This window comes from Streptococcus sp. SGI.013, assembly GCF_050315295.1.
Lineage (GTDB): Bacteria > Bacillota > Bacilli > Lactobacillales > Streptococcaceae > Streptococcus > Streptococcus porcorum.
In genome coordinates this window covers 62,216-85,792 of sequence record NZ_JBNPOS010000005.1, presented here as the reverse complement: position 1 = coordinate 85,792, position 23,577 = coordinate 62,216, and the positions used below count along the sequence as shown (strand labels likewise).

General features: G+C 36.7%; 25 protein-coding genes and 2 pseudogenes. 25 read left to right on the top strand and 2 right to left on the bottom strand.

Translation table 11 applies throughout. From position 1 onward, the window contains the following. Positions 1-38: 38 nt before the first annotated feature. From ACQRDX_RS02440 to ACQRDX_RS02345, 20 genes and pseudogenes are all read left to right on the top strand, one after another. Positions 39-1,001, top strand: a complete 963-nt coding sequence (locus ACQRDX_RS02440; RefSeq protein WP_427894086.1) for an aromatic acid exporter family protein — start codon at positions 39-41, stop codon at positions 999-1,001. A gap of 114 nt (positions 1,002-1,115) precedes the next feature. Beyond that, a pseudogene (locus tag ACQRDX_RS02435) lies at positions 1,116-1,335 on the top strand (DUF2130 domain-containing protein); the annotation flags it as partial. 137 nt (positions 1,336-1,472) lie between these two features. Beyond that, positions 1,473-2,369, top strand: a pseudogene (locus tag ACQRDX_RS02430) (DUF2130 domain-containing protein); the annotation flags it as partial. A gap of 3 nt (positions 2,370-2,372) precedes the next feature. Further along, the gene (locus ACQRDX_RS02425) at positions 2,373-2,801 is read left to right on the top strand and encodes a GNAT family N-acetyltransferase (protein ID WP_354369047.1); all 429 of its coding nucleotides are present in this window, start codon (positions 2,373-2,375) and stop codon (positions 2,799-2,801) included. 11 nt (positions 2,802-2,812) lie between these two features. Continuing rightward, positions 2,813-2,944: a hypothetical protein gene (locus tag ACQRDX_RS02420; protein ID WP_427894084.1), complete on the top strand. Its 132-nt coding sequence runs from the start codon at positions 2,813-2,815 to the stop codon at positions 2,942-2,944. Positions 2,945-3,213: 269 nt separating this feature from the next. Beyond that, positions 3,214-4,092 (top strand): tRNA pseudouridine(55) synthase TruB, encoded by an 879-nt coding sequence (gene truB, locus ACQRDX_RS02415; RefSeq protein WP_427894110.1) that lies wholly within the window; start codon positions 3,214-3,216, stop codon positions 4,090-4,092. A gap of 51 nt (positions 4,093-4,143) precedes the next feature. Further along, positions 4,144-5,064 carry a bifunctional riboflavin kinase/FAD synthetase gene (locus tag ACQRDX_RS02410; protein ID WP_427894082.1) on the top strand — a complete coding sequence of 307 codons (921 nt, stop codon included), beginning with the start codon at positions 4,144-4,146 and terminating at the stop codon, positions 5,062-5,064. Between the two features lie 63 nt (positions 5,065-5,127). Next, a complete protein-coding gene (locus tag ACQRDX_RS02405) occupies positions 5,128-5,544 on the top strand; it encodes a Spx/MgsR family RNA polymerase-binding regulatory protein (protein WP_354369041.1) in 417 nt (138 codons plus the stop codon). Continuing rightward, entirely contained in the window at positions 5,534-5,812 is a 279-nt protein-coding gene (locus tag ACQRDX_RS02400; protein WP_354369039.1) for a UPF0223 family protein, read from the top strand. Before ACQRDX_RS02405 ends, ACQRDX_RS02400 begins: the two co-directional genes overlap by 11 nt. Next, positions 5,802-6,569, top strand: a complete 768-nt coding sequence (locus ACQRDX_RS02395) for an inositol monophosphatase family protein (RefSeq protein ID WP_427894079.1) — start codon at positions 5,802-5,804, stop codon at positions 6,567-6,569. The genes ACQRDX_RS02400 and ACQRDX_RS02395 overlap by 11 nt, the downstream gene beginning before the upstream one ends. A 117-nt stretch (positions 6,570-6,686) precedes the next feature. After that, positions 6,687-7,997 (top strand): RsmF rRNA methyltransferase first C-terminal domain-containing protein, encoded by a 1,311-nt coding sequence (locus ACQRDX_RS02390; RefSeq protein WP_427894077.1) that lies wholly within the window; start codon positions 6,687-6,689, stop codon positions 7,995-7,997. Positions 7,998-8,105: 108 nt separating this feature from the next. After that, positions 8,106-8,972 carry a phosphate ABC transporter substrate-binding protein PstS family protein gene (locus ACQRDX_RS02385; protein WP_354369033.1) on the top strand — a complete coding sequence of 289 codons (867 nt, stop codon included), beginning with the start codon at positions 8,106-8,108 and terminating at the stop codon, positions 8,970-8,972. A gap of 40 nt (positions 8,973-9,012) precedes the next feature. Continuing rightward, on the top strand, positions 9,013-9,948 hold the full coding sequence (gene pstC / locus ACQRDX_RS02380; protein ID WP_354369031.1) for a phosphate ABC transporter permease subunit PstC: 936 nt from the start codon (positions 9,013-9,015) through the stop codon (positions 9,946-9,948). Continuing rightward, on the top strand, positions 9,938-10,822 hold the full coding sequence (gene pstA, locus ACQRDX_RS02375) for a phosphate ABC transporter permease PstA (RefSeq protein ID WP_427894074.1): 885 nt from the start codon (positions 9,938-9,940) through the stop codon (positions 10,820-10,822). Before pstC ends, pstA begins: the two co-directional genes overlap by 11 nt. A 102-nt stretch (positions 10,823-10,924) precedes the next feature. Beyond that, a complete protein-coding gene (gene pstB, locus ACQRDX_RS02370; protein ID WP_427894073.1) occupies positions 10,925-11,728 on the top strand; it encodes a phosphate ABC transporter ATP-binding protein PstB in 804 nt (267 codons plus the stop codon). An 11-nt stretch (positions 11,729-11,739) separates the two neighbouring features. Then, positions 11,740-12,498, top strand: a complete 759-nt coding sequence (pstB, locus tag ACQRDX_RS02365) for a phosphate ABC transporter ATP-binding protein PstB (RefSeq protein WP_354369025.1) — start codon at positions 11,740-11,742, stop codon at positions 12,496-12,498. A 24-nt stretch (positions 12,499-12,522) separates the two neighbouring features. Next, complete coding sequence (gene phoU / locus ACQRDX_RS02360; protein ID WP_427894070.1) at positions 12,523-13,176, top strand: phosphate signaling complex protein PhoU; 654 nt, start codon at positions 12,523-12,525, stop codon at positions 13,174-13,176. A 36-nt stretch (positions 13,177-13,212) separates the two neighbouring features. Further along, positions 13,213-15,771: a M1 family metallopeptidase gene (locus ACQRDX_RS02355; protein WP_427894068.1), complete on the top strand. Its 2,559-nt coding sequence runs from the start codon at positions 13,213-13,215 to the stop codon at positions 15,769-15,771. 241 nt (positions 15,772-16,012) lie between these two features. Further along, complete coding sequence (locus ACQRDX_RS02350) at positions 16,013-16,687, top strand: response regulator transcription factor (protein WP_427894066.1); 675 nt, start codon at positions 16,013-16,015, stop codon at positions 16,685-16,687. After that, the gene (locus ACQRDX_RS02345; protein WP_427894064.1) at positions 16,677-17,993 is read left to right on the top strand and encodes a sensor histidine kinase; all 1,317 of its coding nucleotides are present in this window, start codon (positions 16,677-16,679) and stop codon (positions 17,991-17,993) included. Before ACQRDX_RS02350 ends, ACQRDX_RS02345 begins: the two co-directional genes overlap by 11 nt. A gap of 141 nt (positions 17,994-18,134) precedes the next feature. Here ACQRDX_RS02345 and rpsT read toward each other — a convergent pair whose 3' ends face one another. Both rpsT and coaA read right to left on the bottom strand, forming a co-directional pair. Next, on the bottom strand, positions 18,135-18,371 hold the full coding sequence (gene rpsT / locus ACQRDX_RS02340; RefSeq protein ID WP_354369876.1) for a 30S ribosomal protein S20: 237 nt from the start codon (positions 18,369-18,371) through the stop codon (positions 18,135-18,137). A 68-nt stretch (positions 18,372-18,439) separates the two neighbouring features. Then, positions 18,440-19,360, bottom strand: coding sequence for a type I pantothenate kinase (coaA, locus tag ACQRDX_RS02335; protein ID WP_427894108.1), 921 nt, complete (start codon positions 19,358-19,360; stop codon positions 18,440-18,442). Between the two features lie 118 nt (positions 19,361-19,478). Here coaA and ACQRDX_RS02330 point away from each other — a divergent pair, with 118 nt between their 5' ends. The 5 genes from ACQRDX_RS02330 (at position 19,479) to ACQRDX_RS02310 (ending at position 23,534) form a co-directional block, all read left to right on the top strand. Further along, the gene (locus ACQRDX_RS02330) at positions 19,479-20,069 is read left to right on the top strand and encodes a class I SAM-dependent methyltransferase (protein ID WP_427894061.1); all 591 of its coding nucleotides are present in this window, start codon (positions 19,479-19,481) and stop codon (positions 20,067-20,069) included. Then, entirely contained in the window at positions 20,066-21,343 is a 1,278-nt protein-coding gene (locus ACQRDX_RS02325; protein ID WP_427894058.1) for a pyrimidine-nucleoside phosphorylase, read from the top strand. Before ACQRDX_RS02330 ends, ACQRDX_RS02325 begins: the two co-directional genes overlap by 4 nt. Positions 21,344-21,356: 13 nt before the next feature. After that, positions 21,357-22,019, top strand: a complete 663-nt coding sequence (deoC, locus tag ACQRDX_RS02320; protein WP_427894056.1) for a deoxyribose-phosphate aldolase — start codon at positions 21,357-21,359, stop codon at positions 22,017-22,019. Further along, entirely contained in the window at positions 22,006-22,398 is a 393-nt protein-coding gene (locus ACQRDX_RS02315) for a cytidine deaminase (RefSeq protein ID WP_427894054.1), read from the top strand. Before deoC ends, ACQRDX_RS02315 begins: the two co-directional genes overlap by 14 nt. A gap of 86 nt (positions 22,399-22,484) precedes the next feature. Continuing rightward, positions 22,485-23,534: a BMP family lipoprotein gene (locus tag ACQRDX_RS02310; protein WP_354369871.1), complete on the top strand. Its 1,050-nt coding sequence runs from the start codon at positions 22,485-22,487 to the stop codon at positions 23,532-23,534. Positions 23,535-23,577 lie beyond the last annotated feature (43 nt).

Below are 23,577 nucleotides of genomic sequence, written 5' to 3'. Positions count from 1 at the left end.
GAGGATACGATTATAAAAATCAAGATAAGGAGGAAGAAATGTCCATTTGGGAACGTACCATAAAATTAGCCCTAGCTACAGGGCTATCCATTTTTATGGCTCAAAAATTAGGTTTTCTTTACGCAACATCAGCTGGAATTATTGCTATACTAAGTGTATTGGATACACGGCGGACGTCGTTTAAAATGGCACGACAACGATTACTTTCAGCTATTTTAGCTTTAATTTTAGGAGCAGTGGCATTCGGTATCTTGGGTTATCATATTCCTGCGGTTATTGTTTATCTTCTGATTTATGTTCCGATAGCTTATCGTTATCAATTAGAGGCAGGAATAGCACCAAGTACTGTTCTTGTAACACACTTGTTGTTAGAAAAAAGTATTGCTTGGTCATGGTTAATAAATGAACTGGGACTTTTTATCATCGGTGCAGGGGTAGCTCTGTTATTTAATTTATATATGCCGTCGCGACAAAATGAAATTTTAGACTACCATGAACGGGTTGAAGAACAGTTAAAAAAGATTCTATTACGGTTTAATAGTTTTTTGTTAAAAGGTGATGGTACAAATGATGCCCAACTCATCAAGGAGTTGGAGGTTATGTTACAAGATGCTCTAGCTTTGGTCTATCTTGATAGACGTAACCAATTGTTTAATCAAACTAATTATCAGGTGCATTATTTTGAAATGCGTATTGCGCAAACAAAAGTATTACGTCAAATGGCTGAAAATATCAATCATTGTCACTTAAAAAGTGATGAGAGTTTAATTTTGGCTCAGTTATTCCAAGAAACAGCTGAACAGTTAAGTCAAGAAAATCCAGCTCAAGATCTCCTAGATGCTATTGAGCATTTTTTACAACGCTTTAGAAAAAGGGACTTACCTAAGACCAGAGAGGAGTTTGAGACAAGAGCAACCTTATTTCAACTTCTACATGATATGGAGCATTTTATACAACTAAAAGTTGATTTTTACCAAGACTATAAGTCAGAGAAGGTCTAGTTGACCTTTTTTTGATACAATAATATCAAGTGAGACAATGACGTTTTTTTGAAGTGACGATTTATTGTTAGAAGATAAAACTTTCAAATTAGTAGAGAAAAATATGGAGGGAATATGCACAATATTACTTGTCCCCACTGCGGGACCGCTTTTCAAGTTAACGAAACAGAGTATAGTCAACTATTAGCTCAGGTGCGTGGCTCAGAGTTTGATAAAGAAGTCCATGAGCGTCTGGCACGTGAAACAGAGTTATTAAAGGAGAAGGCACAACGCAACCTAGAAGATAGACTAGCTAATAAAGATAGGGAGATTTTGGAATTACAGGCTAGCTTAGAGGCTTTAGATGTGAAAAAGGAGCTTCAGTTTGAGAAAAAATTGGCTGAAAAAGATAAGGCATTAGCTGACCTTCAATCTAAGTTAGAGAAATTAAGTTTAGAAAAAGATCAAGAACATCAAGCAGTTATGTCGGCTCTAGAAAAGGAACGTGATGCTGCTCAAAGCGCTCTTCTTTTACAAGAGCAAAAGCAAGAGTTAGCCCTAGCTACCAGTCGTCAAGAGTATGAAGTTCAATTAAAAGCAGCAAATGAACAGGTAGAATTTTATAAAAACTTTAAAGCCCAGCAATCCACAAAAGCTATCGGTGAGAGTTTAGAGTTATATGCAGAAGCAGAATTTAATAAGGTACGCCATCTAGCTTTTCCTAATGCCTACTTTGAAAAGGACAATCAACTCTCTGACAGGGGATCAAAAGGGGATTATATCTATCGTGAGTCGGATGAAAATGGTGTCGAGATTCTCTCCATCATGTTTGAAATGAAAAATGAAGCAGATGACACTGTCAAAAAACATAAAAACGAGGACTTTTTCAAGGAGCTAGACAAGGATAGAAGAGAAAAAAATTGTGAGTATGCTGTCTTGGTTTCAATGCTAGAATCTGATAATGATTATTACAATACGGGCATCGTGGATGTCAGTCACAAGTATGAGAAGATGTATGTAGTTCGTCCTCAGTTTTTCATTCAGTTGATTGGGCTTTTGCGAAATGCTGCGCTCAATAGTTTAAAATATAAACAAGAATTAGCTTTGGTGAAAGAGCAGCATATTGATATCACGCATTTTGAGGAGGATCTCGAAACCTTTAAGACAGCTTTTGCCAAAAACTACCATTCTGCAAGTAAAAATTTCCAAAAAGCTATTGAGGAAATAGATAAATCCATTAAACGAATGGAGGCGGTTAAGGCGGCGCTGACAACATCAGAGAATCAATTGAGGCTTGCCAATAATAAGCTAGAAGACGTTTCTGTTAAGAAATTGACCAGAAAAAACCCGACTATGCGTGAAAAGTTTGAGGCGCTGCAGGAGGAGTGAGTGATGATTAGAGCATTTGAAAATGAGGATTTTACTGCTTGTGTGCCATTAATGGTCGAATTAGGTTATCCGGTAGATGAGTTGGACCTAGAGTCAAGATGGTTGAATTTGTTGAAACAACCCGATTATCATTTGTTTGTAGTTGAGGAAAATAATCAAATCCTTGGTTTTGTTGGATTTCACAAAATGTATTTTTTTGAAACAGATGGTGCATACTGTCGTATTCTTGCATTGGTAGTATCAGATAAGCATCGTCGAAAGGGGTTAGCGACCAAATTAGTAGATGCTGTTTCAGATTTTGCCAAGTCAAATGGCTGTATTGCTTTAGCCTTGAATTCAGGTTTAACTGAGCAGCGTTCTGGAGCGCATCAATTCTATGAACAATACGGTTTTTCAAAGCAGACAATAGGATTTGCCTATTGGTTGAAATAAGGTAATAACCTATGAATAATCTAATAGAGTTTAATCCACCTGTTGCAGAGATTATCAACCAGAACTCAGAAGTCAAGGATATTCTCGTTGACCTGCACAATGGTAGCCACCCATTGAAAACAAGATTTTCAAACGAACTCTAATCCAGATTGGACGTCATGTGGAGCTCTGCCATTCTTCCAAAATATTGGAAAAACCTAGGAAGATTTTTGAATGGCTCCGCACAGAATAAAGAGATCAGGTGACCATGTTGTCTATAGGACTGCGCGTGATGAACAGGGGAATCTTAAGATATCTCAGAATACGTCCAAGATCTCCATCTGTCTTTTAGGATTAACAATGATTTTTTATTGGGAAATCTAAATCATGCCGGACCGCCGACAAGAACAGTCCTTTGTGTTATAATAAAAACATGATTTCAGGAATTATTAACGTAAAAAAAGAAGCGGGGATGACCTCGCACGATGCTGTTTTTAAACTTCGCAAGATTTTGCAGGAGAAGAAGATTGGTCATGGGGGGACACTTGATCCAGATGTGACAGGTGTCTTACCCATTGCAGTTGGGAAAGCAACGCGCGTGATTGAGTATATGACAGAGGCAGGAAAGGTTTATGAGGGAGAAATCACGATTGGTTTTTCTACAACGACAGAAGATGCCTCAGGAGAGGTTGTTGAGGTGACCTCTGTTAGTGACTTGAGCGAGACGGCAATTGATGCAGCGATGGCGACTTTTGTGGGAGACATTACGCAAATTCCTCCGATGTACTCGGCAGTAAAAGTTAATGGTCGAAAGCTTTATGAGTATGCGCGTGCTGGTGAGACAGTTGATAGACCAGAGCGTCAGGTAACTATCTACGAATTTGTCCGTACCTCACCAGTTACTGTAGCAGATGGCAAAGCTGTGTTTACTTTCCGAGTAGCCTGTAGCAAAGGGACTTATGTCCGCACCTTATCAGTAGATTTAGGGAAACAATTAGGGTATGCGAGCCATATGTCAGACCTCAAAAGAACTGCTTCAGCAGGGTTGGAACTACAAGATTCTCTAACCTTAGAGCAGATAGAAGAAAAAGTAGCTAAACAAGATTTTTCGTTTTTACTTCCTATGGAGTACGGTGTGGGGGATCTCCCTCGTGTTGAATTGACAGAAGAACAGATGACGGAGATTAGTTTTGGTCGCTTCATCCAATTGGATTGTCAAAAAGAGTTAGTAGCAGCTTTTAGAGATGGCAAGGTTTTAGCTATCTTAGAAAAACGTCATCAAGACTATAAACCTAGAAAGGTTCTAGTGTAGAGAGAAGAGTTTTTTTCTTCTCTTTTTTTCTAAGTATGGTAAAATGAATTTATGAAAATATTTCACATTAAAGATGAAAATGACATTCATCAAGAAGAAGAAACGGTCCTAGTTCTGGGATATTTTGATGGCCTTCATCGAGGACATAAGGAACTTTTTGGTCAAGCTCGACTCATTGCCGATAAAAAAGGACTTAAAGTGGCAGTTTTAACTTTTCCGGAATCTCCAAAGTTAACATTTGCTCGCTTTGAACCCGAACTCCTCTTACATATTGTTTCTCCGCAAAAACGTTTGGAGAAATTTGAGGAATACGGTGTTGACTATCTTTATTTTGTTGACTTCACTAGTCAATTTGCTAATGTTAGCTCTGATGATTTCATTCATAAATATATAGAAAGTCTACGTGCTAATACGGTGGTAGCTGGCTTTGATTATCATTTTGGTCATAATCGGACAAGTTGTGCTTATCTCCAACGAAACTTTTCAGGGCGAGTGGTGATTGTTTCTGAGCAAACCTCAGGAGACGAAAAAATTAGCTCTACCCGCATTCGTCAATTGATCAAAAATGGTCAAGTCGCTGAAGCCAATCATCTTTTGGGGTATCATTTTTCAACTCGCGGTATTGTGGTACATGGTGATGCAAGAGGGAGAACGATTGGCTATCCAACAGCGAATTTTTCTCCAATTGATCGAACCCATTTACCAAAAGATGGTGTCTATATTACAGACGTTATCCTATCAGGAAAGAAATATCGTGCGATGACGAGTGTTGGAAAAAATGTGACTTTTGATGGTACTGAATTGCGACTTGAAGCACATATTTTTGATTTTGAAGGTGATTTATATGGGAATACTATAGAGGTTGTTTGGCTGGATAAAATTCGAGACATGGTAAAATTTAAAGGAATTGATGAGCTAGTGACTCAATTAAAAGTAGATGAGCAACTCGCAAGAAATTACGAAAAAGTATAGCTCAATAGCTAAAAAAAAGGTATAATATAAGTAGAGTAGGAAATATTAAAAAGAGGCTCCATTATGATTACCTTATTTTTATCACCCAGCTGTACTAGTTGCCGTAAGGCGAGAGCCTGGTTATCTGCACATGAAGTGCCTTATCAAGAACATAATATTATTACAAATCCTTTAACACCACAGGAATTGCTGTCCATTTTATCTTTTACAGAAAATGGGACAGAAGATATTATTTCTACGCGTTCAAAGGTTTTTCAAAAATTAGATGTCGATGTTGAGGAGATGTCTGTATCGGAGTTGATCCAGTTGATAGCAGACTATCCAAGTTTATTAAGACGTCCTATTATCATGGATAGTAAGCGCATGCAAATCGGATTTAACGAAGATGAGATTCGTGCCTTTTTATCGCGTGATTACAGAAAACAAGAGTTGCGCCAAGCGACCATTAGAGCTGAAATTGAGGGAAGAGATGAAAGATAATTATTCTTATCCACTTAATTTGTCATGGAGCACTGAGGAAATATCGTCAGTGCTTCATTTTTTGAATCAAGTGGAGTTAGCTTATGAAAAGGGAGTTAGAGCCGAAGAACTTTTAAAAAGCTATCAAATGTTCAAAGAAATTGTTAGAAGTAAAGCGGAAGAAAAGCAAATTGATCGGGATTTCAAGAGTGTTTCAGGGTACTCGACCTATCAGGTAGTGAAATGCGCTCAAGAAAAAGGGAAAGGGATGCTGAAACTTGGAGACTAAATTTGAATTTGCAAAAATCCTAATCAAAGAAGCAGGTGCTTTGGTTAAAGAAAGTATGAAAAACCCTCTAGAGATTGCTAGTAAGAGTCAGTTTGATGATTTGGTAACTAATGTTGATCAAGCTACTCAGCAGTTTTTAGTGGAACAGATAAAGTTATATTATCCCAATGATTTTATCTTGGCAGAAGAAGGGCATCTTCTTCACCCTATTGATGAGGGGAATGTTTGGGTATTAGATCCAATTGATGGCACAGTTAATTTTGTGTCCCAAGGTCAAGATTTTGCGATTATGCTAGCTTATTATGAAGCGGGTGTTGGGCAATTTGGGATTATTTATAACTTAATGGACGATCAGCTTTATGCAGGTGGTGGGGTATTTCCTGTTACGTTAAATGGTCAGGAGCTATCACCATACAAAGATAAGCCGATTAGTCAGTTTCTTATTGCGGCAAATAGCGGTATGTATGCTCATAATACTATGGGAGTTGGTGAGCTGATTAAACAGAGTTTAGGTCTTCGTGTGTATGGTAGTGCTGGTATTAGTATGAGCCGTGTTTTAGAAGGAAAGTTGATGGCTTACTTCTCTTGTATCTATCCTTGGGATTATGCTGCAGCATCTATTATGGGAGAAAGTCTCGGCTATGTTACATTGACAATGACAGGTGAACATCCTGATTTTCGTACTCGTCAAGCGATTATGTTTGTTCCGAAAGATAAATTGACCTTGATACAGTCTGTGGTGAATGAGCATAGTTAATCTATTAGATGAAAGAGTGAAATTGTCACCTTAGGAATGAAAGTGTCAATTATCCACTCTCTTTTTTATGAAAAAATATCCAATAAAAAACTATAATGGAGTAAATAATAGAAATAAATGAAGTTACCAGATACATTTATAAAAAAATATCAACAATTATTAGGGGATGAAGCCGAGGCTTTTTTTAAAACATTTGACCAAGAAGCAATTTCAGCCTTTAGAATCAATCCCTTAAAAGCCAATATCAAAAAATTTGATACCCCAATTAACAATATGCCTTGGTCTTATTATGGAAAAGTGTCAGGAAAATCTAGCGATCATGTGACGGGCTTAGTCTATTCCCAAGAACCTGCAGCACAGATGGTTGCCCAGGTTGCCTCACCTAAAAAAGGAATGAAGGTACTAGATTTAGCTGCAGCACCTGGAGGAAAAACCACTCATCTTCTTTCCTATCTAGACAATACAGGGATTTTGGTGAGTAATGAAATCAATCACAAAAGAAGTAAGATTCTAGTTGAAAATGTTGAACGATTTGGTGCAAGAAATGTTGTGATTACTAATGAAAGTGCTACTCGATTAGCTAAAGTCTTTCCAAATTATTTTGATCTCATTGTCTTAGATGCTCCTTGTTCAGGAGAGGGAATGTTTCGTAAGGATCCTGCGGCTATTCAATATTGGAATGAGGATTATCCTAGCCAATGTGCAAAAGTACAACAAGAAATTTTACGAGATGCCTTAGATATGTTAGCACCGGGAGGGAGTATCGTTTATTCCACATGTACTTGGTCACCAGAAGAAAACGAAGATATTGTCCGTTGGCTTATGGAAATCGACCATAACTTAAGTTTAGAAATGATTCCTAAAGAAAATGGGATGGTTTCTGGCATTAATATGCCAGAGGTGGCTCGGATGTATCCACATTGTTTCAAGGGTGAGGGACAATTTGTTGCTAAGTTAAGAGATACACAAACACACCAAACATCTAGTAAGCTAAAGAGTGCTCGAACCAATCTCACTAGAGAACAGGCACAGTTGTGGGAGGAGTTTTATCGTCGGAAAGTCAATACTGATTTAAGTGGGGTGCTTCAAGTTTTTGGTGAACAACTTTATTTGCTACCGAATCATCTTCCTGATTTAAGTCAACTTAAAATTGCAAGAAATGGGCTACATCTTGGAACCTTTAAGAAAAAGCGTTTTGAACCGAGCTTTGCTTTAGGCTTAGCGTTACATCCAGATGAAGTAGATCAAGTGATTGAAATGACTCAAGAGGATTTTAAAAAATATGTTTCAGGACAAACTGTTAGTCTCCCCAAATCCTATGCAAATGATTGGTACTATATCGCAATAGAAGGCAATGGAATAGGATTTGCAAAGGTGGTTGACAAAACCCTAAAGAATGCCTTTCCAAAAGGTTTGCGATTTAGTTAAAAAGTCTTTCCAAAAGTTATTAACTATGGTATAGTGGAAGGTGGAAAGTTGGTTGCTTTTATAGAAGAAACTTTCTAAAAATACTTTCACTTTGAAAGGAAAAATATATTGAAAAAGAAACATAAACTAGCCTTGACGGCTCTTGTTTGTCTATTGGGCATAGGTCTTTCTGCATGTTCAAGTTGGATTGATAAAGGTGAGTCTATTACAGCAGTTGGTTCAACCGCCCTCCAGCCTCTTGTTGAAGGAGCGGCCGATGAATTTGCCAGTGCTAATCTTGGAAAAACCATCAATGTCCAAGGTGGAGGCTCAGGTACAGGTTTGTCGCAAGTACAATCAGGTGCAGTTCAAATCGGTAATAGTGATTTGTTCGCAGAAGAAAAAGATGGTATTGATGCAGAGGCATTGGTCGATTATCAGGTTGCCGTTGCAGGGCTAGCTGTTATCACAAACAAGAATGTTGATGTATCTGATTTGACCACGGAACAGTTGAGAAAAATTTTTACAGGTGAATACACCAACTGGAAACAAGTTGGTGGGAAAGACTTGGAGATTTCTATTATTAACCGTGCATCAAGTTCAGGTTCTCGCGCCACCTTCGATAGCATTATTATGGATGGTCAAACAGCCAAACAAAGCCAAGAGCAAGATTCTAACGGTATGGTAAAATCCATTGTATCGCAAACTCCAGGTGCGATTTCTTACTTGTCATTTGCTTATGTTGATGATTCAGTTAAGAGTTTGAAGCTAAATGGTTTTGAACCTACAGCTGAGAATGTGGCAACGAATGATTGGCCAATTTGGTCTTATGAACATATGTACACTAAAGGGGAAGCAACAGGTTTGACAAAAGAATTTTTAGAGTACATGATGAGTGAAGAAATTCAAAAAGGTATTGTGGTAAGCATGGGCTACATTTCAATCCATGATATGAAAGTAACCAAAAATGCTGACGGTACTGTGACAGAAAAATAATAAAGAACTATTCACTTGAATAGTTGTGTGAGGAGCAATTGTGAAAAATCAAGAACTTGCAAAAAAATTATTGTCACCTTCAAAAAATTCTCGCTTAGAAAAATTTGGTAAAGCTATAACATTTTTCTGTTTGGCGTTGATTGTTTTTATTGTGGCAATGATTCTTATCTTTGTTGCACAAAAAGGTCTATCGACTTTCTTTGTTGACAAAATTAATCCATTTGATTTCTTATTTGGAAAAGAATGGCAACCTAGTGTGAAAGACGCTTCAGGCAAACCTTATCTTGGTGCCCTTCCAATGATTATGGGTTCTTTCATTGTGACTATTTTATCTGCTTTAATCGCAACACCATTTGCTATTGGTGCGGCAGTCTTTATGACAGAAATTTCACCTAAATACGGTGCTAAAATTCTTCAACCAGCGGTTGAACTTTTAGTAGGGATCCCATCTGTCGTATATGGATTTATTGGTCTTCAGGTCGTAGTACCATTTGTCCGATCTATCTTCGGAGGAACTGGTTTTGGTATTTTATCAGGGGTATTTGTACTTTTTGTTATGATCTTACCAACCGTTACCTTTATGACGGTAGATAGTCTTAAGGCTGTTCCTAGACATTACAAGGAAGCCAGTCTAGCCATGGGAGCGACCCGTTGGCAAACTATTTGGCGTGTCATTTTAAATGCAGCTAGACCAGGAATTTTCACGGCAGTCATTTTTGGTATGGCGCGTGCTTTCGGAGAAGCTTTAGCGATTCAAATGGTGGTGGGTAACTCAGCAGTTATCCCAACCTCTCTAACAACGCCAGCAGCAACTTTAACCTCTGTCTTAACGATGGGGATCGGTAATACCGTTATGGGAACAGTTCAAAATAATGTACTTTGGTCTCTGGCCTTGGTTCTCTTGGTGATGAGCTTGGCCTTTAACATGCTAGTAAAAATGATTACAAGAGAAAGAAAGAAAAACTATGCACGCTAAAAAAATAAATAAATTGGCAACCGGTATTTTATATGCCATTGCTACAATTATTGTTACCATTCTGGCCTCTCTCATTCTTTTTATTCTTGTTAGAGGGTTACCTCATGTAAGCTGGTCTTTCCTAACAGGACGTTCCTCTTCTTACCAAGCAGGAGGGGGGATTGGAATCCAACTCTATAATTCCTTCTTCCTTTTAGTCGTAACTCTTTTGATTTCAGTTCCTCTATCAATGGGAGCGGGAATCTATCTTTCAGAGTATGCTAAGAAAGGTCCATTAACCAACTTTATTCGTACTTGTATCGAAATTTTGTCTTCTCTTCCATCAGTTGTTGTGGGGCTATTTGGTTATTTAATCTTTGTTGTACAGTTTGAGTATGGCTTTTCAATTATTTCTGGTGCCCTAGCACTCACTGTCTTTAACCTTCCACAAATGACACGAGGTGTAGAAGATAGTTTACGCACTGTTCATCATACACAACGCGAGGCGGGCTTGGCTTTAGGGTTGTCAAGATGGGAAACAGTAGTTCATGTCGTTATTCCAGAAGCACTTCCAGGTATTGTTACAGGTATTGTCTTGGCTTCTGGACGTATTTTTGGAGAAGCAGCAGCACTGATTTATACAGCAGGTCAATCTGCACCTGCACTAGATTGGTCTAACTGGAATCTCTTTAGTGTAACAAGCCCAATTTCTATCTTCCGTCAAGCAGAAACACTTGCTGTACACATTTGGAAAGTAAATAGTGAGGGGACAATTCCTGATGCGACGGAGGTTTCTGCTGGAAGTGCTGCCGTTCTATTGATTTTCATTTTAATTTTCAATATTTCTGCACGTCGAATTGGTAGCTTCTTACATAAGAAACTGACATCAGCTTAAACAGAATTTAGATTTTCGAGAAAAAGATAGGCTCTATCTTGCTTAAACAAGGCTTTGATGTCCTACTTTCTTCTCGATTTTTTATTAAAAAGGAGAAACATTGTGGCTGACTATAATTGGAATGAAAGACATATTATTACTTTTCCTGAGGAAAAAGTAGCCCTATCAACGAAAGATTTGCATGTGTATTATGGTGGCAAAGAAGCAATCAAAGGTATAGATATGCAGTTTGAAAAAAATAAGATTACCGCTCTGATTGGACCATCTGGTTGTGGGAAATCAACTTATTTACGGAGTCTTAATCGCATGAATGACACGATTGATATCGCTAAAGTGACAGGTGAAATTTTATACGAAGGTATTGATGTTAATAAACCTGAAATGAATGTCTATGAAGTTCGTAAACATATCGGAATGGTTTTTCAACGCCCTAATCCATTTGCAAAATCTATCTACCGTAATATTACATTTGCTCATGAACGTGCAGGTGTTAAAGATAAAAATATTCTAGATGAGATCGTTGAGACTTCTTTAAAACAAGCGGCCCTGTGGGATCAAGTGAAGGATAACTTGCATAAATCAGCATTTACTTTATCAGGTGGTCAGCAACAAAAATTATGTATTGCTCGAGCTATTGCAGTAAAACCTGATATTCTATTGATGGATGAGCCAGCCTCAAACTTAGATCCGATTGCTACAATGCAACTTGAGGAGACAATGTTTGATCTTAAAGAAAATTATACGATTATTATAGTAACCCATAATATGCAGCAAGCAGCTCGTGCTAGTGATTATACTGCGTTCTTTTATTTGGGAGACCTGATTGAATACGATAAAACAACCAATATCTTCCAAAATGCTAAACTACAATCAACAAACGATTATGTTTCAGGACGTTTTGGTTAGAGAGGAACAATATGACAGAACCTATTATTAGTGTCAGAGATTTATCTGTGTACTATAAAAAGAAAAAAGCATTAAATACAGTTTCTTTGGACATTTATCCAAATGAAATTATTTCTTTAATTGGACCTTCAGGTTCGGGAAAATCTACACTTTTGCGATCTATTAATCGTATGAATGATCTTAATCCAGAAGCGACCTTAACAGGTTCAATTGTTTATAATGGACATAATATTTATAGTCCACGAACAGATACTGTTGATTTACGAAAAGAAATCGGTATGGTATTCCAACAACCCAATCCTTTTCCGATGTCCATATATGAAAATGTTGTTTATGGCCTTCGCTTAAAGGGGATTAAAGATAAGGCAATTCTAGATGAAGCTGTTGAAACCTCATTGAAGGGTGCCTCTATTTGGGATGAAGTGAAAGATCGTTTGCATGATTCAGCACTTGGATTATCTGGTGGTCAACAACAACGTGTTTGTATTGCTCGTACCTTAGCCACTAGTCCAAAGGTTATTTTACTTGATGAACCAACGTCTGCCTTGGATCCTATTTCAGCAGGAAAAATTGAAGATACACTGTATGGCTTGAAAGATGACTATACATTAATTATTGTGACGCGCTCTATGCAGCAAGCCTCACGTATCTCGAAACGAACAGCCTTTTTCCTTGATGGAAATTTGGTAGAATACGGTGATACTAAAGACATGTTCTTAAATCCTAAACATAAGGAAACAGAAGATTATATTACAGGTAAGTTTGGATAGAAAAGATAAAGGAAGAGAAAGAAGATGTTAAGAACACAACTTGAAGAAGAATTAGATAAATTACATAATCAATTTTATGTGATGGGAACTGAGGTACTCTCACAATTTAAAAAGTCTTTGCGTAGCTTTGTAACACATGATCGTGATTTGGCAAATGAAGTGATTGCAAATGATGAAAAGATTAATGAGTATGAAGTAAAACTTGAGAAAAAATCGCTTGAAATCATTGCTCTACAGCAGCCTGTTTCACATGATTTACGTACTGTTATTACTGTATTAAAGGCATCTAGTGATATTGAGCGTATGGGAGATCATGCAGTATCAATGGCACATGCGACTATCAGTACTAAAGGTGAGGAACGTCTTCCTGAAGTAGAGAAAGAAATCGCCAAAATGGGTGCAGCCGTTAAAGTGATGATTGAAGAAGCGCTTAATGCTTATATTCATGCTGATGAAACTAAAGCACGCGAAATTGCAGCATCTGATGACAATATTGATGTTTATTTCCGTGAAATTCAATCTCTGACCGTTGAAGAAATTAAAAAGAACCCTGATGCTATTGTTACTGGAAAAGATTACTTCCAAGTAATCATGTACTTAGAACGTATTGGTGATTATGCTCGTAATATTTGTGAGTGGGTAGTTTATCTTAAAACTGGAAAAATTATTGAATTATAATTTTTTAGAAAATAGCTCAGGGATAAAGGGAGAATTATGGAAACAGTTGAACAGTTTATCGAAAAGTTTATTCCAGAAAATTATAATATCTTCTTAGATATTAATCGATCTGAAAAAACATTTGTTGGAAATGTGGCTATTTCAGGGGAGGCTTTGGATAACCACATTTCACTTCATCAGAAAAATTTACGGATAGATTCTGTAAAATTAGATAATCAAGAGCTCTCTTATCGATTGGATGATGCTAATGAAGCGCTTCATATCGATTTACCTGAAACGGGGACCATGACTTTGATTCTTGAATTTGCAGGTAAGATTACAGATAATATGACTGGGATTTATCCGTCTTATTATACTGTTGAGGGTAGAAAAAAAGAAGTGATTTCTACACAATTTGAAAGTCATTTTGCACGTGAAGCCTTTCCATCGATAGACGAGCCAGAGGCTAAGGCAACTTTTGATTTATCTATCAAATTTGATCAAGAAGAAAATGAAATTGTTTTATCCAATATGCCAGAGATCAATCAAGATTTACGAAAAGAAACAGGTGTATGGACCTTTAAAACAACACCTAGAATGTCTTCTTATCTACTGGCTTTTGCAATAGGAGATTTACAGGGCAAAACTGCTAAGACACAAAATGGAACAGAAGTTGGTATTTTTTCAACAAAAGCTCATCCATTAAGTTCTCTTGATTTTTCTTTGGATATTGCAGTACGCATTATCGAATTTTATGAATCCTATTACGGAGTAAAATATCCAATTCCTTTGTCTTATCATGTGGCTTTACCTGACTTTTCAGCAGGAGCTATGGAGAACTGGGGACTTGTAACTTATCGCGAAGTTTATTTATTGGTGGATGAAAATTCAACAGCACTTAGTCGTCAGCAAGTTGCTTTAGTCGTTGCCCATGAGTTAGCTCATCAATGGTTTGGGAATCTCGTTACCATGAAATGGTGGGATGACTTGTGGCTGAATGAAAGTTTTGCTAATATGATGGAATATGTCTCTCTTGACGCTATTGAGCCGAACTGGAATATCTTTGAAGATTTTCAAACAACAGGTGTTCCTTTGGCTTTACAAAGAGATGCGACTGACGGTGTTCAATCGGTTCATGTAACAGTTAATCATCCTGATGAAATCAATACCTTATTTGATCCTGCTATTGTTTACGCAAAAGGTAGTCGCCTCATGCATATGTTACGTCGTTGGTTGGGAGATAAGGATTTTGCCTCTGGCTTAAATCGCTATTTTGAAACCTTCCAATATGGTAATACGGTAGGTCGAGATTTATGGAAAGCCTTATCAGATGCAAGTGGTAAAAATGTTGCCAATTTTATGGATGCTTGGTTAGAACAGCCAGGTTATCCTGTAGTAACAGCATGTGTTGAAAATGACACTTTAATTTTGACTCAAAAGCAATTCTTTATTGGTGAGCATGAGGATAAGGGAAGAATTTGGCAAATCCCACTTAACAGTAATTGGGAAGGCATCCCAGATTTGTTAACCACGGAACGCTTAGAAATCCCTAACTTCTCTGAGTTAGCTACAGTAAATAAATCAGCTTTTCGTTTAAATACAGAAAATACAGCACATTATATCACGAATTATGAGGGTATCTTATTAGATGATGTGATGGCCAATCTTCATGATCTAGATAAAACGTCAAAACTGCAACTTATCCAAGATAGACGCCTTCTGGCTGAATCTGGTCAGATTTCTTATGCTGAACTAATTCCTTTACTATTAAAATTAAAAGATGAAACCTCTCATATGGTTGTTACGGCAATGGTACAAGTAACAAATGGTTTATCTAAATTTATTGATGAAGGAACAGCCGCAGAAGAGGATTTCAAGGCACTGATAGAAGCTATTCATGCTTATAATTTTGAACGTCTAGGATTTGAAAAAATATCTGGCGAATCAGATGAAGACGAATTTGTCCGTCAAAGTGTTTTAAATGCGATGATTTACGCAGAAAACACTATTGCGGTAGATAAAGCTAAGATAATTTTTGAGGAGTATAAAGAAGATATTGAGTCTATCCCAGCTTCTATTCGATTATATATCTTGATTAACCAAATTCGCCAATTTGAATCCGAAGAGCTTGTGAAACTTTATTTAGATACTTATGTTAAAACGAATAATGGTGTTTTCCGTCGTCAATTAGCTCAAGCACTCTCTTATACACAAGATTCTAAAAATATCCAGTATTTACTTGATGGGTTGAAGGATAAAGATATTGTTAAACCACAAGATCTTGCGATGAGTTGGTATCACCCACTCTTATCCAGAAACTTTACACAAGAAGTTACTTGGACTTGGGCTCGTGAAAATTGGGAGTGGATCAAAGCTACTTTAGGTGGCGATATGAGTTTTGATAAATTTGTTATCTATCCTGCAAATATTTTTAAAACAGAGAAGCGTTTAGAGGAGTATAAAGCCTTCTTTGAGCCACAGCTCAATGATTTATCAATTAGTCGAAATATTATGATGGGAATAAAAGAAATTTCAGCACGAATTAACTTAATCTCTAGAGAAAAAGAGTTAGTTGAGGAAACACTTTCAAATGTGTTGAAAAATAGAATTCTTTAGGAGTTATTTACTTTAGCTCTATCTCTAACACCTCAAAAGAGAGTCCAGATTCTTTTGAGGTGTTTTTTTATAAGATGAGTTTTTTATCCAAAAACCAATTGCTTAGGAATCTTAAGTTAGTCTTAAGCTAAAAAGACTAAACTATATAAGAAAAATAAGTTTTTAAACTGAGTAAAAAGAATAGATAAAAGTAAAAGTGCTAGTTAATCCATGTTATAATGGAACAAGAAGGAGAAGGGCGATGATTAAAATTTTATTGGTTGAAGATGATCTAGGTTTGTCAAATTCTGTTTTTGATTTCTTGGATGATTTTGCAGATGTTATGCAAGTCTTTGATGGTGATGAAGGACTATATGAGGCAGAAAGTGGTGTCTATGATCTTATCTTATTGGATTTAATGCTTCCTGAAAAAGATGGTTTTCAAGTTTTGAAAGAGCTTCGTGATAAGGGAGTGACAACACCTGTTTTAATTATGACAGCTAAAGAAAGCTTGGATGATAAAGGTCATGGGTTTGAATTAGGTGCAGATGATTACCTCACTAAGCCATTTTATTTGGAAGAGTTGAAAATGCGTATTCAAGCATTATTAAAGCGTTCAGGAAAATTAAACGATAACACCTTAACTTACGGGGAAATTAGTGTTAACACCTCTACTAACACCACTACTGTTAATGGTTTAGAAGTTGAATTATTAGGGAAAGAATTTGATTTACTTGTTTATTTCCTTCAGAATCAGAATGTTATTTTACCCAAAACTCAGATTTTTGATCGTATCTGGGGCTTTGATAGTGATACCACATTATCAGTGGTAGAGGTTTATGTATCTAAAATACGTAAAAAATTAAAAGGAACTGCTTTTGTAAACAATATGCAGACATTACGCAGTGTAGGGTATATTTTAAAAGATGCTGAGTAAATTAAGAAAAAAATCCAAAACAGAAAATTTTTCTTTTTTCCTTCAATTCTTTACCGTATTTACAGGTATTTTTATTGTAATGACGGTTATCATCTTACAAGTTATGCGGGTAGGGCTTTATTCTTCAGTAGATAATAAATTGATACGGACCGCAAGAGAGATTGACCAGTATGTTACATGGGTAATGGAGATGCCAGGTAATCCAGGAGGAGAGGATACTCAAGCAACAGATGATAATTCAGATCATCCGATGATAGAAGCTGTGCCAACGGAAAAATTAGCAGCTAATACCACCTTTATTCTTTATGATAAAGATGGGAATATCCTTAATAACATTGCTAGTTTATCTACGTTAAGTAATTTGAAGTTGAAAACTAAAAATTTAAACAGTGTCTATTCAGATAGCCCTAAAAATGACTTGGGCTACTCAGAATCTTTCCATCTGGTTACAGTAAAAGTAGAAAGTTCAACTTATACCGAACTAAAATATGCAACAGTAGCCGTCAATGTGACTCAAATCGAGGAATCGACAGCACGCTATTCTACGATTATTGTTAGCGTGATGATTATTTTCTGGTTTCTTTCAGTTGGTGCTAGTGTTTATCTTGCACGATGGAGTATGAGGCCTATTCTAGCCAACTATGAAAAGCAAAAATCTTTTGTCGAAAACGCTAGTCATGAATTGCGTACACCGTTAGCTGTTCTACAAAATAGATTAGAAAGCTTGTTTAGGCAACCGAATGCTACTGTTTTAGAACAATCAGAAAACATAGCAGCAAGTCTAGATGAAGTGAGAAATATGAGAATTTTAACAACAAATCTCTTGAACTTAGCTAGACGTGATGATGGTATAAAACCAGAGCTAACAGAAGTACAACCTAGTTTCTTTGATGATGTTTTTGAAAATTATACTTTAATCGCTGAAGAAAACGATAAAATTTTTACCTATCAAAATCAAGTGACAAGGTCATTTAAAACCGATAAAACGTTATTAAAACAATTGATGACCATATTATTTGATAATGCTATTAAATACACGGAAGATTCAGGGATCATTGATTTTAAGGTGAGAAGTACGGATAAAAATATCTATTTGACTATCAGTGATAATGGTTTTGGGATTTCAGATGAGGATAAAAAGCAAATTTTTGACCGATTCTATCGTGTTGATAAGGCTAGAACAAGACAAAAAGGAGGTTTTGGTTTAGGTTTGTCTTTGGCTAAACAAATAGTCGATTCTTTAAAAGGAAGTATTCACGTTAAAGACAATCGACCTAAAGGAACTATTTTTGAAGTAAAACTATAATAAAATGACTCTATGATTACTTTGAGAGAGATCTCTTAGAAATCATAGAGTCATTTTTATATGGTAACATCTGTTTAGAAAGCAAAAAAGAGAAGACTGAATTAATCTTCTCCATATGACTTTTAGATAAAAAAAGCCTTTTTATTTAGCAATTTTTGCTGAAAGACGTGCTTTATCACGACCAGCTTTGTTTTTGTGAATCAAACCTTTTGTTTCTGCTTTATCGATAGCTGAGCTAGCAGCACGGAAAAGCTCTTCAGTTGGATTTGCTTCAAATGCTTTGATTGCAGTACGCATAGCTGATTTTTGAGCTGAGTTCTTTTCGTTTTGTTTAACGTTAAGTTCAGCACGTTTGATAGCTGATTTAATATTTGCCAATGTTTTCACCTCCATCTCATACTAACTATCTCATTATATAGGAAAAAATTGGTTTTGACAAGCCTAAATCACTTTTTAAGGTAAATTTTGTCTATTTTATGATGAGGATCCTTGTGTAAAATGAGATCAGCGCGATTTCGCGTAGGTTTAATATAGTCTCTGAGGTTAATCAGATTAATATTTTTCCATGTGCTTTTGGCGATAGCTAGAGACTCAGATCGTGGAAGGTTATTGAATCTATTATAGTAATTGTTGGGATTTTGCTTAGCTAGTGAGAGTAAACTTTCAAATCGTTCTAGATACCATTTCTCAATATGTTTTTCATCTGCATCAATGTAGATTGAAAAATCAAAATAGCCATTGATATAAAGGTGATCATTTTGAGGATTTTGGAAAACATTTATTCCTTCAATGATAAGAAAATCGGGAGAAGTGATATGTTGGAGTTGATTTGGAATAATATCATAAATTTCATGTGAATAAATCGGAATGTCATAATCTTTTCCATCTTTTATGGCCTCGATCATTTTAACTAGCGCAGGCATATCATAGCTTTCAGGAAATCCTTTTTTTTGAAGCAGTTGCTCTTTTTTTAACTTTTCATTAGGGAATAAGAAGCCATCCGTTGTCATCAGCTCAACCTTGCTATTTTTATAGGTTCGTGTTAAAAGAAGCTGTAGCAAACGACTGGTTGTAGATTTTCCGACTGCTACACTGCCAGATACCCCGATGATGAAAGGGCGTTTTTCAGGTTTATTTTGAAGAAAGAGGCTTTTTGAAAAGTCTAAGTGATCAGATGAATGCTTATAAATATCAATCAAATTGATCAAGGGGAGATAAATATCTGTGACGTCTTGAATGCTAATTTTATCATTTAAACTTTTGATAGAATCTAATTCATCTTGTGAAAGAGGAGGAGTGCTTAAGTGACCAAGACCTTGCCATTTTTGACGTGAAATTTGTTTAAAGTTTGTTAAATCATACATTATAGAAAACTCCTATCTAGAGGATTATAACATGTTTGCTTCTAATTTGTAACCATTTTCATCGAAGAAAAAGTATGCTATAATGAATAAGCAAAAGTTCTAAAAGATGATAGGAAAAAATATGTCAAAAATGTATTACGCAGAAAACCCAGATGCAGCACATGATATTCATGAGTTAAGAGTTAATCTTTTAGGTGATTGGTTTACTTTTTTTACAGATTCTGGCGTTTTTAGCAAAAAAATGATTGATTACGGAAGTCAAGTTCTTCTAAATGCTTTAGAGGTCGAAGAAGGAGGGCGGTTATTAGATGTCGGTTGTGGTTATGGTCCGCTAGGGATTGCTTTGGCAAAAACTAAAGGATTAGATGTAACGATGGTGGACATAAACCATAGAGCTTTAGATTTAGCGAAAAAAAATGCTGAAAAAAACCATGTGTCAGCAAACATTTTTCAATCAAGTGTTTACGATAATGTTGAGGGGGGATTTGATTATATTATTAGTAACCCTCCTATTAGGGCTGGAAAAGAAATTGTCCACCGCATTATATCAGAAAGCATTAACCATCTAGTAGTTGGGGGCACTTTGACAATTGTCATTCAAAAAAAACAAGGAGCACCGAGTGCCAAAGCTAAGATGGCAGAAGTTTTTGGAAATGTAGAGACTGTCAAAAAAGACAAGGGATATTACATCCTTAGAAGTGAGAGAATATGAGAGCAGTAGATTTAATCCAAAAAAAACGTGATGGTCTTGAATTATCGACCGAAGAAATTCATTGGCTAGTCAGTGGTTATGTTGCAGGTAGTGTACCGGATTATCAAATGTCAGCCTTAGCGATGGCGATTTATTTTAAAGGAATGTCTATGAGAGAGACGAGAGACCTCACTATGGCTATGGTTGGAACTGGTGAGCAGATGGACTTGTCAGCTATCAATGGTATCAAGACTGATAAACACTCTACTGGTGGTGTAGGTGATAAGGTGACATTAATCTTAGCCCCTCTTGTAGCTAGTTTCGGTGTCCCTGTTGCGAAGATGAGTGGTAGAGGGCTGGGACATACAGGTGGGACTTTAGATAAATTGGAGTCCATCAAAGGTTATCAGATTGAACGAACTAAGACAGAGTTTATCCAGCAAGTTCAAGAAATAGGGTTGTCTGTAATAGGACAGTCTGATCGAATGGTCAAGGCAGATAAGCAACTTTATGCTCTTAGAGATGTGACGGCGACGGTAGATAGTATTCCTTTGATTGCCAGTTCAGTAATGAGTAAAAAAATAGCAGCAGGTGCAGACGCCATTTTATTAGATGTGACAGTTGGTGACGGTGCTTTTATGAAAACTGAGGAAGAAGCTATTCAACTTTCTGAAACAATGGTTTCCTTAGGAAAAGAAGTTGGACGTCAGACAGTTGCAGTCATTACTAATATGAGCCAGCCACTAGGAAGAGCTATTGGGAATCGTTTAGAGGTTCTGGAAGCTATTGACATCATGAAGGGTGAGGGGCGTTCTGATATCACAGATTTTATTTGTGAACTAGCGCAAATGATGTTGGAATTAGCAGGAGTGCAAAAATCACTAGTTGAAATTAGAGAAAAGTTGACTAATGGTGAGGCGCTAGAAAAATTTGAGGCAATGATTCAGGCGCAAGGGGGAGATATAATCGATTTATATCGACCAGTCCAAGTCAAATATGTAGTCGAAGTCAAAGCAGAACAAGATGGATATGTGTCTGCTCTTCCAGCTTTAGAGTTTGGTTTATTTGCAATGAAATTAGGGGCAGGTAGAGCAATCAAGACAGATGCTTTGGATTATGAAAGCGGTATTGTTTTTGATAAAAAAGTCGGGGATGAGATTAAAAAAGGTGATACCCTTGCAAAAATTTACTCAAATCAAAAAATTACTGAAAATCTGCTTACAGAATTCAAAAAAAATGTTAGAATAGGTAGTGAGAGGATTATTCAGAAAGAAATTCTGAAAATAATCAATTAGAAAGAAGGTCATCATGGACTTGAATAAGTATATTGACCATACACTATTAAAGCAAGATGCTACAAAAGAGCAGATTTTAGAATTAATTGCTCAAGCAAAGCAATATAACTTTGCCAGTGTCTGTGTCAATCCTACTTGGGTAAAATTGGCTCGTGAGGAATTACGAGATAGTGACGTAAAAGTTTGTACAGTAATTGGTTTTCCTCTAGGAGCAACCTTATCAGAGGTAAAAGCATTTGAAACAAAGCAGGTCGTCTCTAATGGTGCAGACGAAGTAGATATGGTGATCAATATTGGTGAGCTGAAATCAGGAAATCTCCAGTATGTAGAAGAAGACATTAAAACTGTTGTTGAAGCTAGTGGTGATAAACTTGTTAAAGTTATTATTGAAGCTTGTTTATTATCTGAGGAGGAGAAGGTTGCAGCTTGTCAAGCTAGTGTGAGAGCTGGAGCTGATTTTGTTAAAACTTCTACAGGTTTTTCAACAGGAGGTGCGACTATCAATGATGTTAAGCTAATGCGTCAAGTTGTCGGTGAAGCAGTAGGTGTAAAAGCAGCTGGTGGTGCGCGTACGAGAGAAGATGCTTTGAACTTCATCAAAGCTGGTGCAAACCGTATAGGAACTTCTGCTGGGATTGCTATTATGGAAGGACAAGTTTCAGATGGTGGATACTAACCAATTAGTAAATTTAGCCATTCAAGCTAGCCAGCATGCCTATGTTCCTTATTCTAAGTTTCCTATTGGAGCGGCCCTAAAAACTAAAGATGGACAGGTGTTTCAAGGTTGTAACATTGAAAATGCTAGCTTTGGTTTAACGAACTGTGGTGAACGAACAGCTATTTTCAAGGCTGTTTCAGAAGGATATAGAGATTTAAAAGAGATTGCAATTTATGGTGAAACAAAAGAGCCAATTTCACCATGTGGTGCTTGTCGACAAGTTATGGTTGAATTTTTTCAACCGGAAGCAAAAGTAACGCTTATTGCTAAAAATGGGCAGACGGTCGTGACGACGGTCGGGGATTTACTTCCATATTCGTTTACAGACTTGGATTAGTTTGTGGATGATGTTATTACTTATAACCATTTGGTTTTAACACACGCAACAAACGTTGCAAAAGTTTTTTAGGAGGGTTCAATTTAATGAACAAGAAACTTATTGGTATTGGTCTAGCTTCAGTTGCAGTTTTAGGTTTAGCTGCATGTTCTAATCGTAGCTCTAGTTCAAATAGTGATGCCAAGACTGATCTCAAGGTCGCTATGGTAACTGATACAGGTGGTGTTGATGACAAGTCATTTAACCAATCAGCTTGGGAAGGGCTTCAAGCATGGGGGAAAGAAAATGGTCTTTCAAAAGGTAATGGCTATGATTATTTCCAATCAGCTAGTGAATCAGACTATGCTACCAATTTAGATTCTGCGACTGCTAGTGGCTATAACCTTATTTTTGGTATCGGTTTTGCACTTCATGACTCTATTCAAAAAGCTGCTGAAACAAACCCAGATACTAATTATGTGATCATTGATGATACAATCGCTGACATGGACAATGTTGCAAGTGTAACATTCGCTGATAACGAGGCTGCTTATCTTGCTGGTATCGCTGCTGCAAAAACAACAAAAACTAAGAATGTTGGCTTCATCGGTGGTATGGAAGGTGAAGTTATCAAACGTTTTGAAAAAGGTTTCGAAGCTGGTGTTAAATCTGTTGATTCATCCATTAAAGTAACTGTAAACTATGCAGGTTCATTTGGAGATGCAGCCAAAGGTAAAACAATTGCTGCAGCACAATATGCAGGTGGAGCAGATGTTATCTACCAAGCAGCAGGTGGGACAGGAGCTGGTGTTTTCAATGAAGCTAAGGCAGAAAATGAAACACGTAATGAATCTGACAAAGTTTGGGTAATCGGTGTTGACCGCGATCAAAAAGACGAAGGTAACTATACTTCAAAAGATGGAAAAGAATCTAACTTTGTTCTTGCATCAACGATTAAAGAAGTTGGTAAGTCACTTCAATTGATTGCAACCAATACAGCAGATGGTAAATTCCCAGGTGGTGAGACAACAACTTATGGTTTAAAAGATTCAGGAGTTGATATTGCCATGACTAATCTTTCTGATGATGCTAAAAAAGCAATCGAAGAAGCAAAAGAAAAAATTATCTCTGGTGATATTACAGTTCCAGAAAAATAATTAAAATTAGCGACCTAGTCGGTCGCTTTTTTAGGACTGAGAT

What these genes read in the sequence shown, in the direction of transcription:
- ACQRDX_RS02350 (WP_427894066.1), top strand. Translation starts at nt 16,013, where the DNA reads ATGATTAAAATTTTATTGGTTGAAGATGATCTAGGTTTGTCAAATTCT.
- ACQRDX_RS02330 (WP_427894061.1), top strand. Translation starts at nt 19,479, where the DNA reads ATGTCAAAAATGTATTACGCAGAAAACCCAGATGCAGCACATGATATT.
- ACQRDX_RS02355 (WP_427894068.1), top strand. Translation starts at nt 13,213, where the DNA reads ATGGAAACAGTTGAACAGTTTATCGAAAAGTTTATTCCAGAAAATTAT.
- phoU (WP_427894070.1), top strand. Translation starts at nt 12,523, where the DNA reads ATGTTAAGAACACAACTTGAAGAAGAATTAGATAAATTACATAATCAA.
- ACQRDX_RS02425 (WP_354369047.1), top strand. Translation starts at nt 2,373, where the DNA reads ATGATTAGAGCATTTGAAAATGAGGATTTTACTGCTTGTGTGCCATTA.
- ACQRDX_RS02315 (WP_427894054.1), top strand. Translation starts at nt 22,006, where the DNA reads ATGGTGGATACTAACCAATTAGTAAATTTAGCCATTCAAGCTAGCCAG.
- ACQRDX_RS02345 (WP_427894064.1), top strand. Translation starts at nt 16,677, where the DNA reads ATGCTGAGTAAATTAAGAAAAAAATCCAAAACAGAAAATTTTTCTTTT.
- ACQRDX_RS02405 (WP_354369041.1), top strand. Translation starts at nt 5,128, where the DNA reads ATGATTACCTTATTTTTATCACCCAGCTGTACTAGTTGCCGTAAGGCG.
- truB (WP_427894110.1), top strand. Translation starts at nt 3,214, where the DNA reads ATGATTTCAGGAATTATTAACGTAAAAAAAGAAGCGGGGATGACCTCG.
- pstA (WP_427894074.1), top strand. Translation starts at nt 9,938, where the DNA reads ATGCACGCTAAAAAAATAAATAAATTGGCAACCGGTATTTTATATGCC.
- ACQRDX_RS02390 (WP_427894077.1), top strand. Translation starts at nt 6,687, where the DNA reads ATGAAGTTACCAGATACATTTATAAAAAAATATCAACAATTATTAGGG.
- ACQRDX_RS02325 (WP_427894058.1), top strand. Translation starts at nt 20,066, where the DNA reads ATGAGAGCAGTAGATTTAATCCAAAAAAAACGTGATGGTCTTGAATTA.
- deoC (WP_427894056.1), top strand. Translation starts at nt 21,357, where the DNA reads ATGGACTTGAATAAGTATATTGACCATACACTATTAAAGCAAGATGCT.
- ACQRDX_RS02440 (WP_427894086.1), top strand. Translation starts at nt 39, where the DNA reads ATGTCCATTTGGGAACGTACCATAAAATTAGCCCTAGCTACAGGGCTA.
- ACQRDX_RS02400 (WP_354369039.1), top strand. Translation starts at nt 5,534, where the DNA reads ATGAAAGATAATTATTCTTATCCACTTAATTTGTCATGGAGCACTGAG.
- pstB (WP_354369025.1), top strand. Translation starts at nt 11,740, where the DNA reads ATGACAGAACCTATTATTAGTGTCAGAGATTTATCTGTGTACTATAAA.
- ACQRDX_RS02310 (WP_354369871.1), top strand. Translation starts at nt 22,485, where the DNA reads ATGAACAAGAAACTTATTGGTATTGGTCTAGCTTCAGTTGCAGTTTTA.
- ACQRDX_RS02410 (WP_427894082.1), top strand. Translation starts at nt 4,144, where the DNA reads ATGAAAATATTTCACATTAAAGATGAAAATGACATTCATCAAGAAGAA.
- ACQRDX_RS02420 (WP_427894084.1), top strand. Translation starts at nt 2,813, where the DNA reads ATGAATAATCTAATAGAGTTTAATCCACCTGTTGCAGAGATTATCAAC.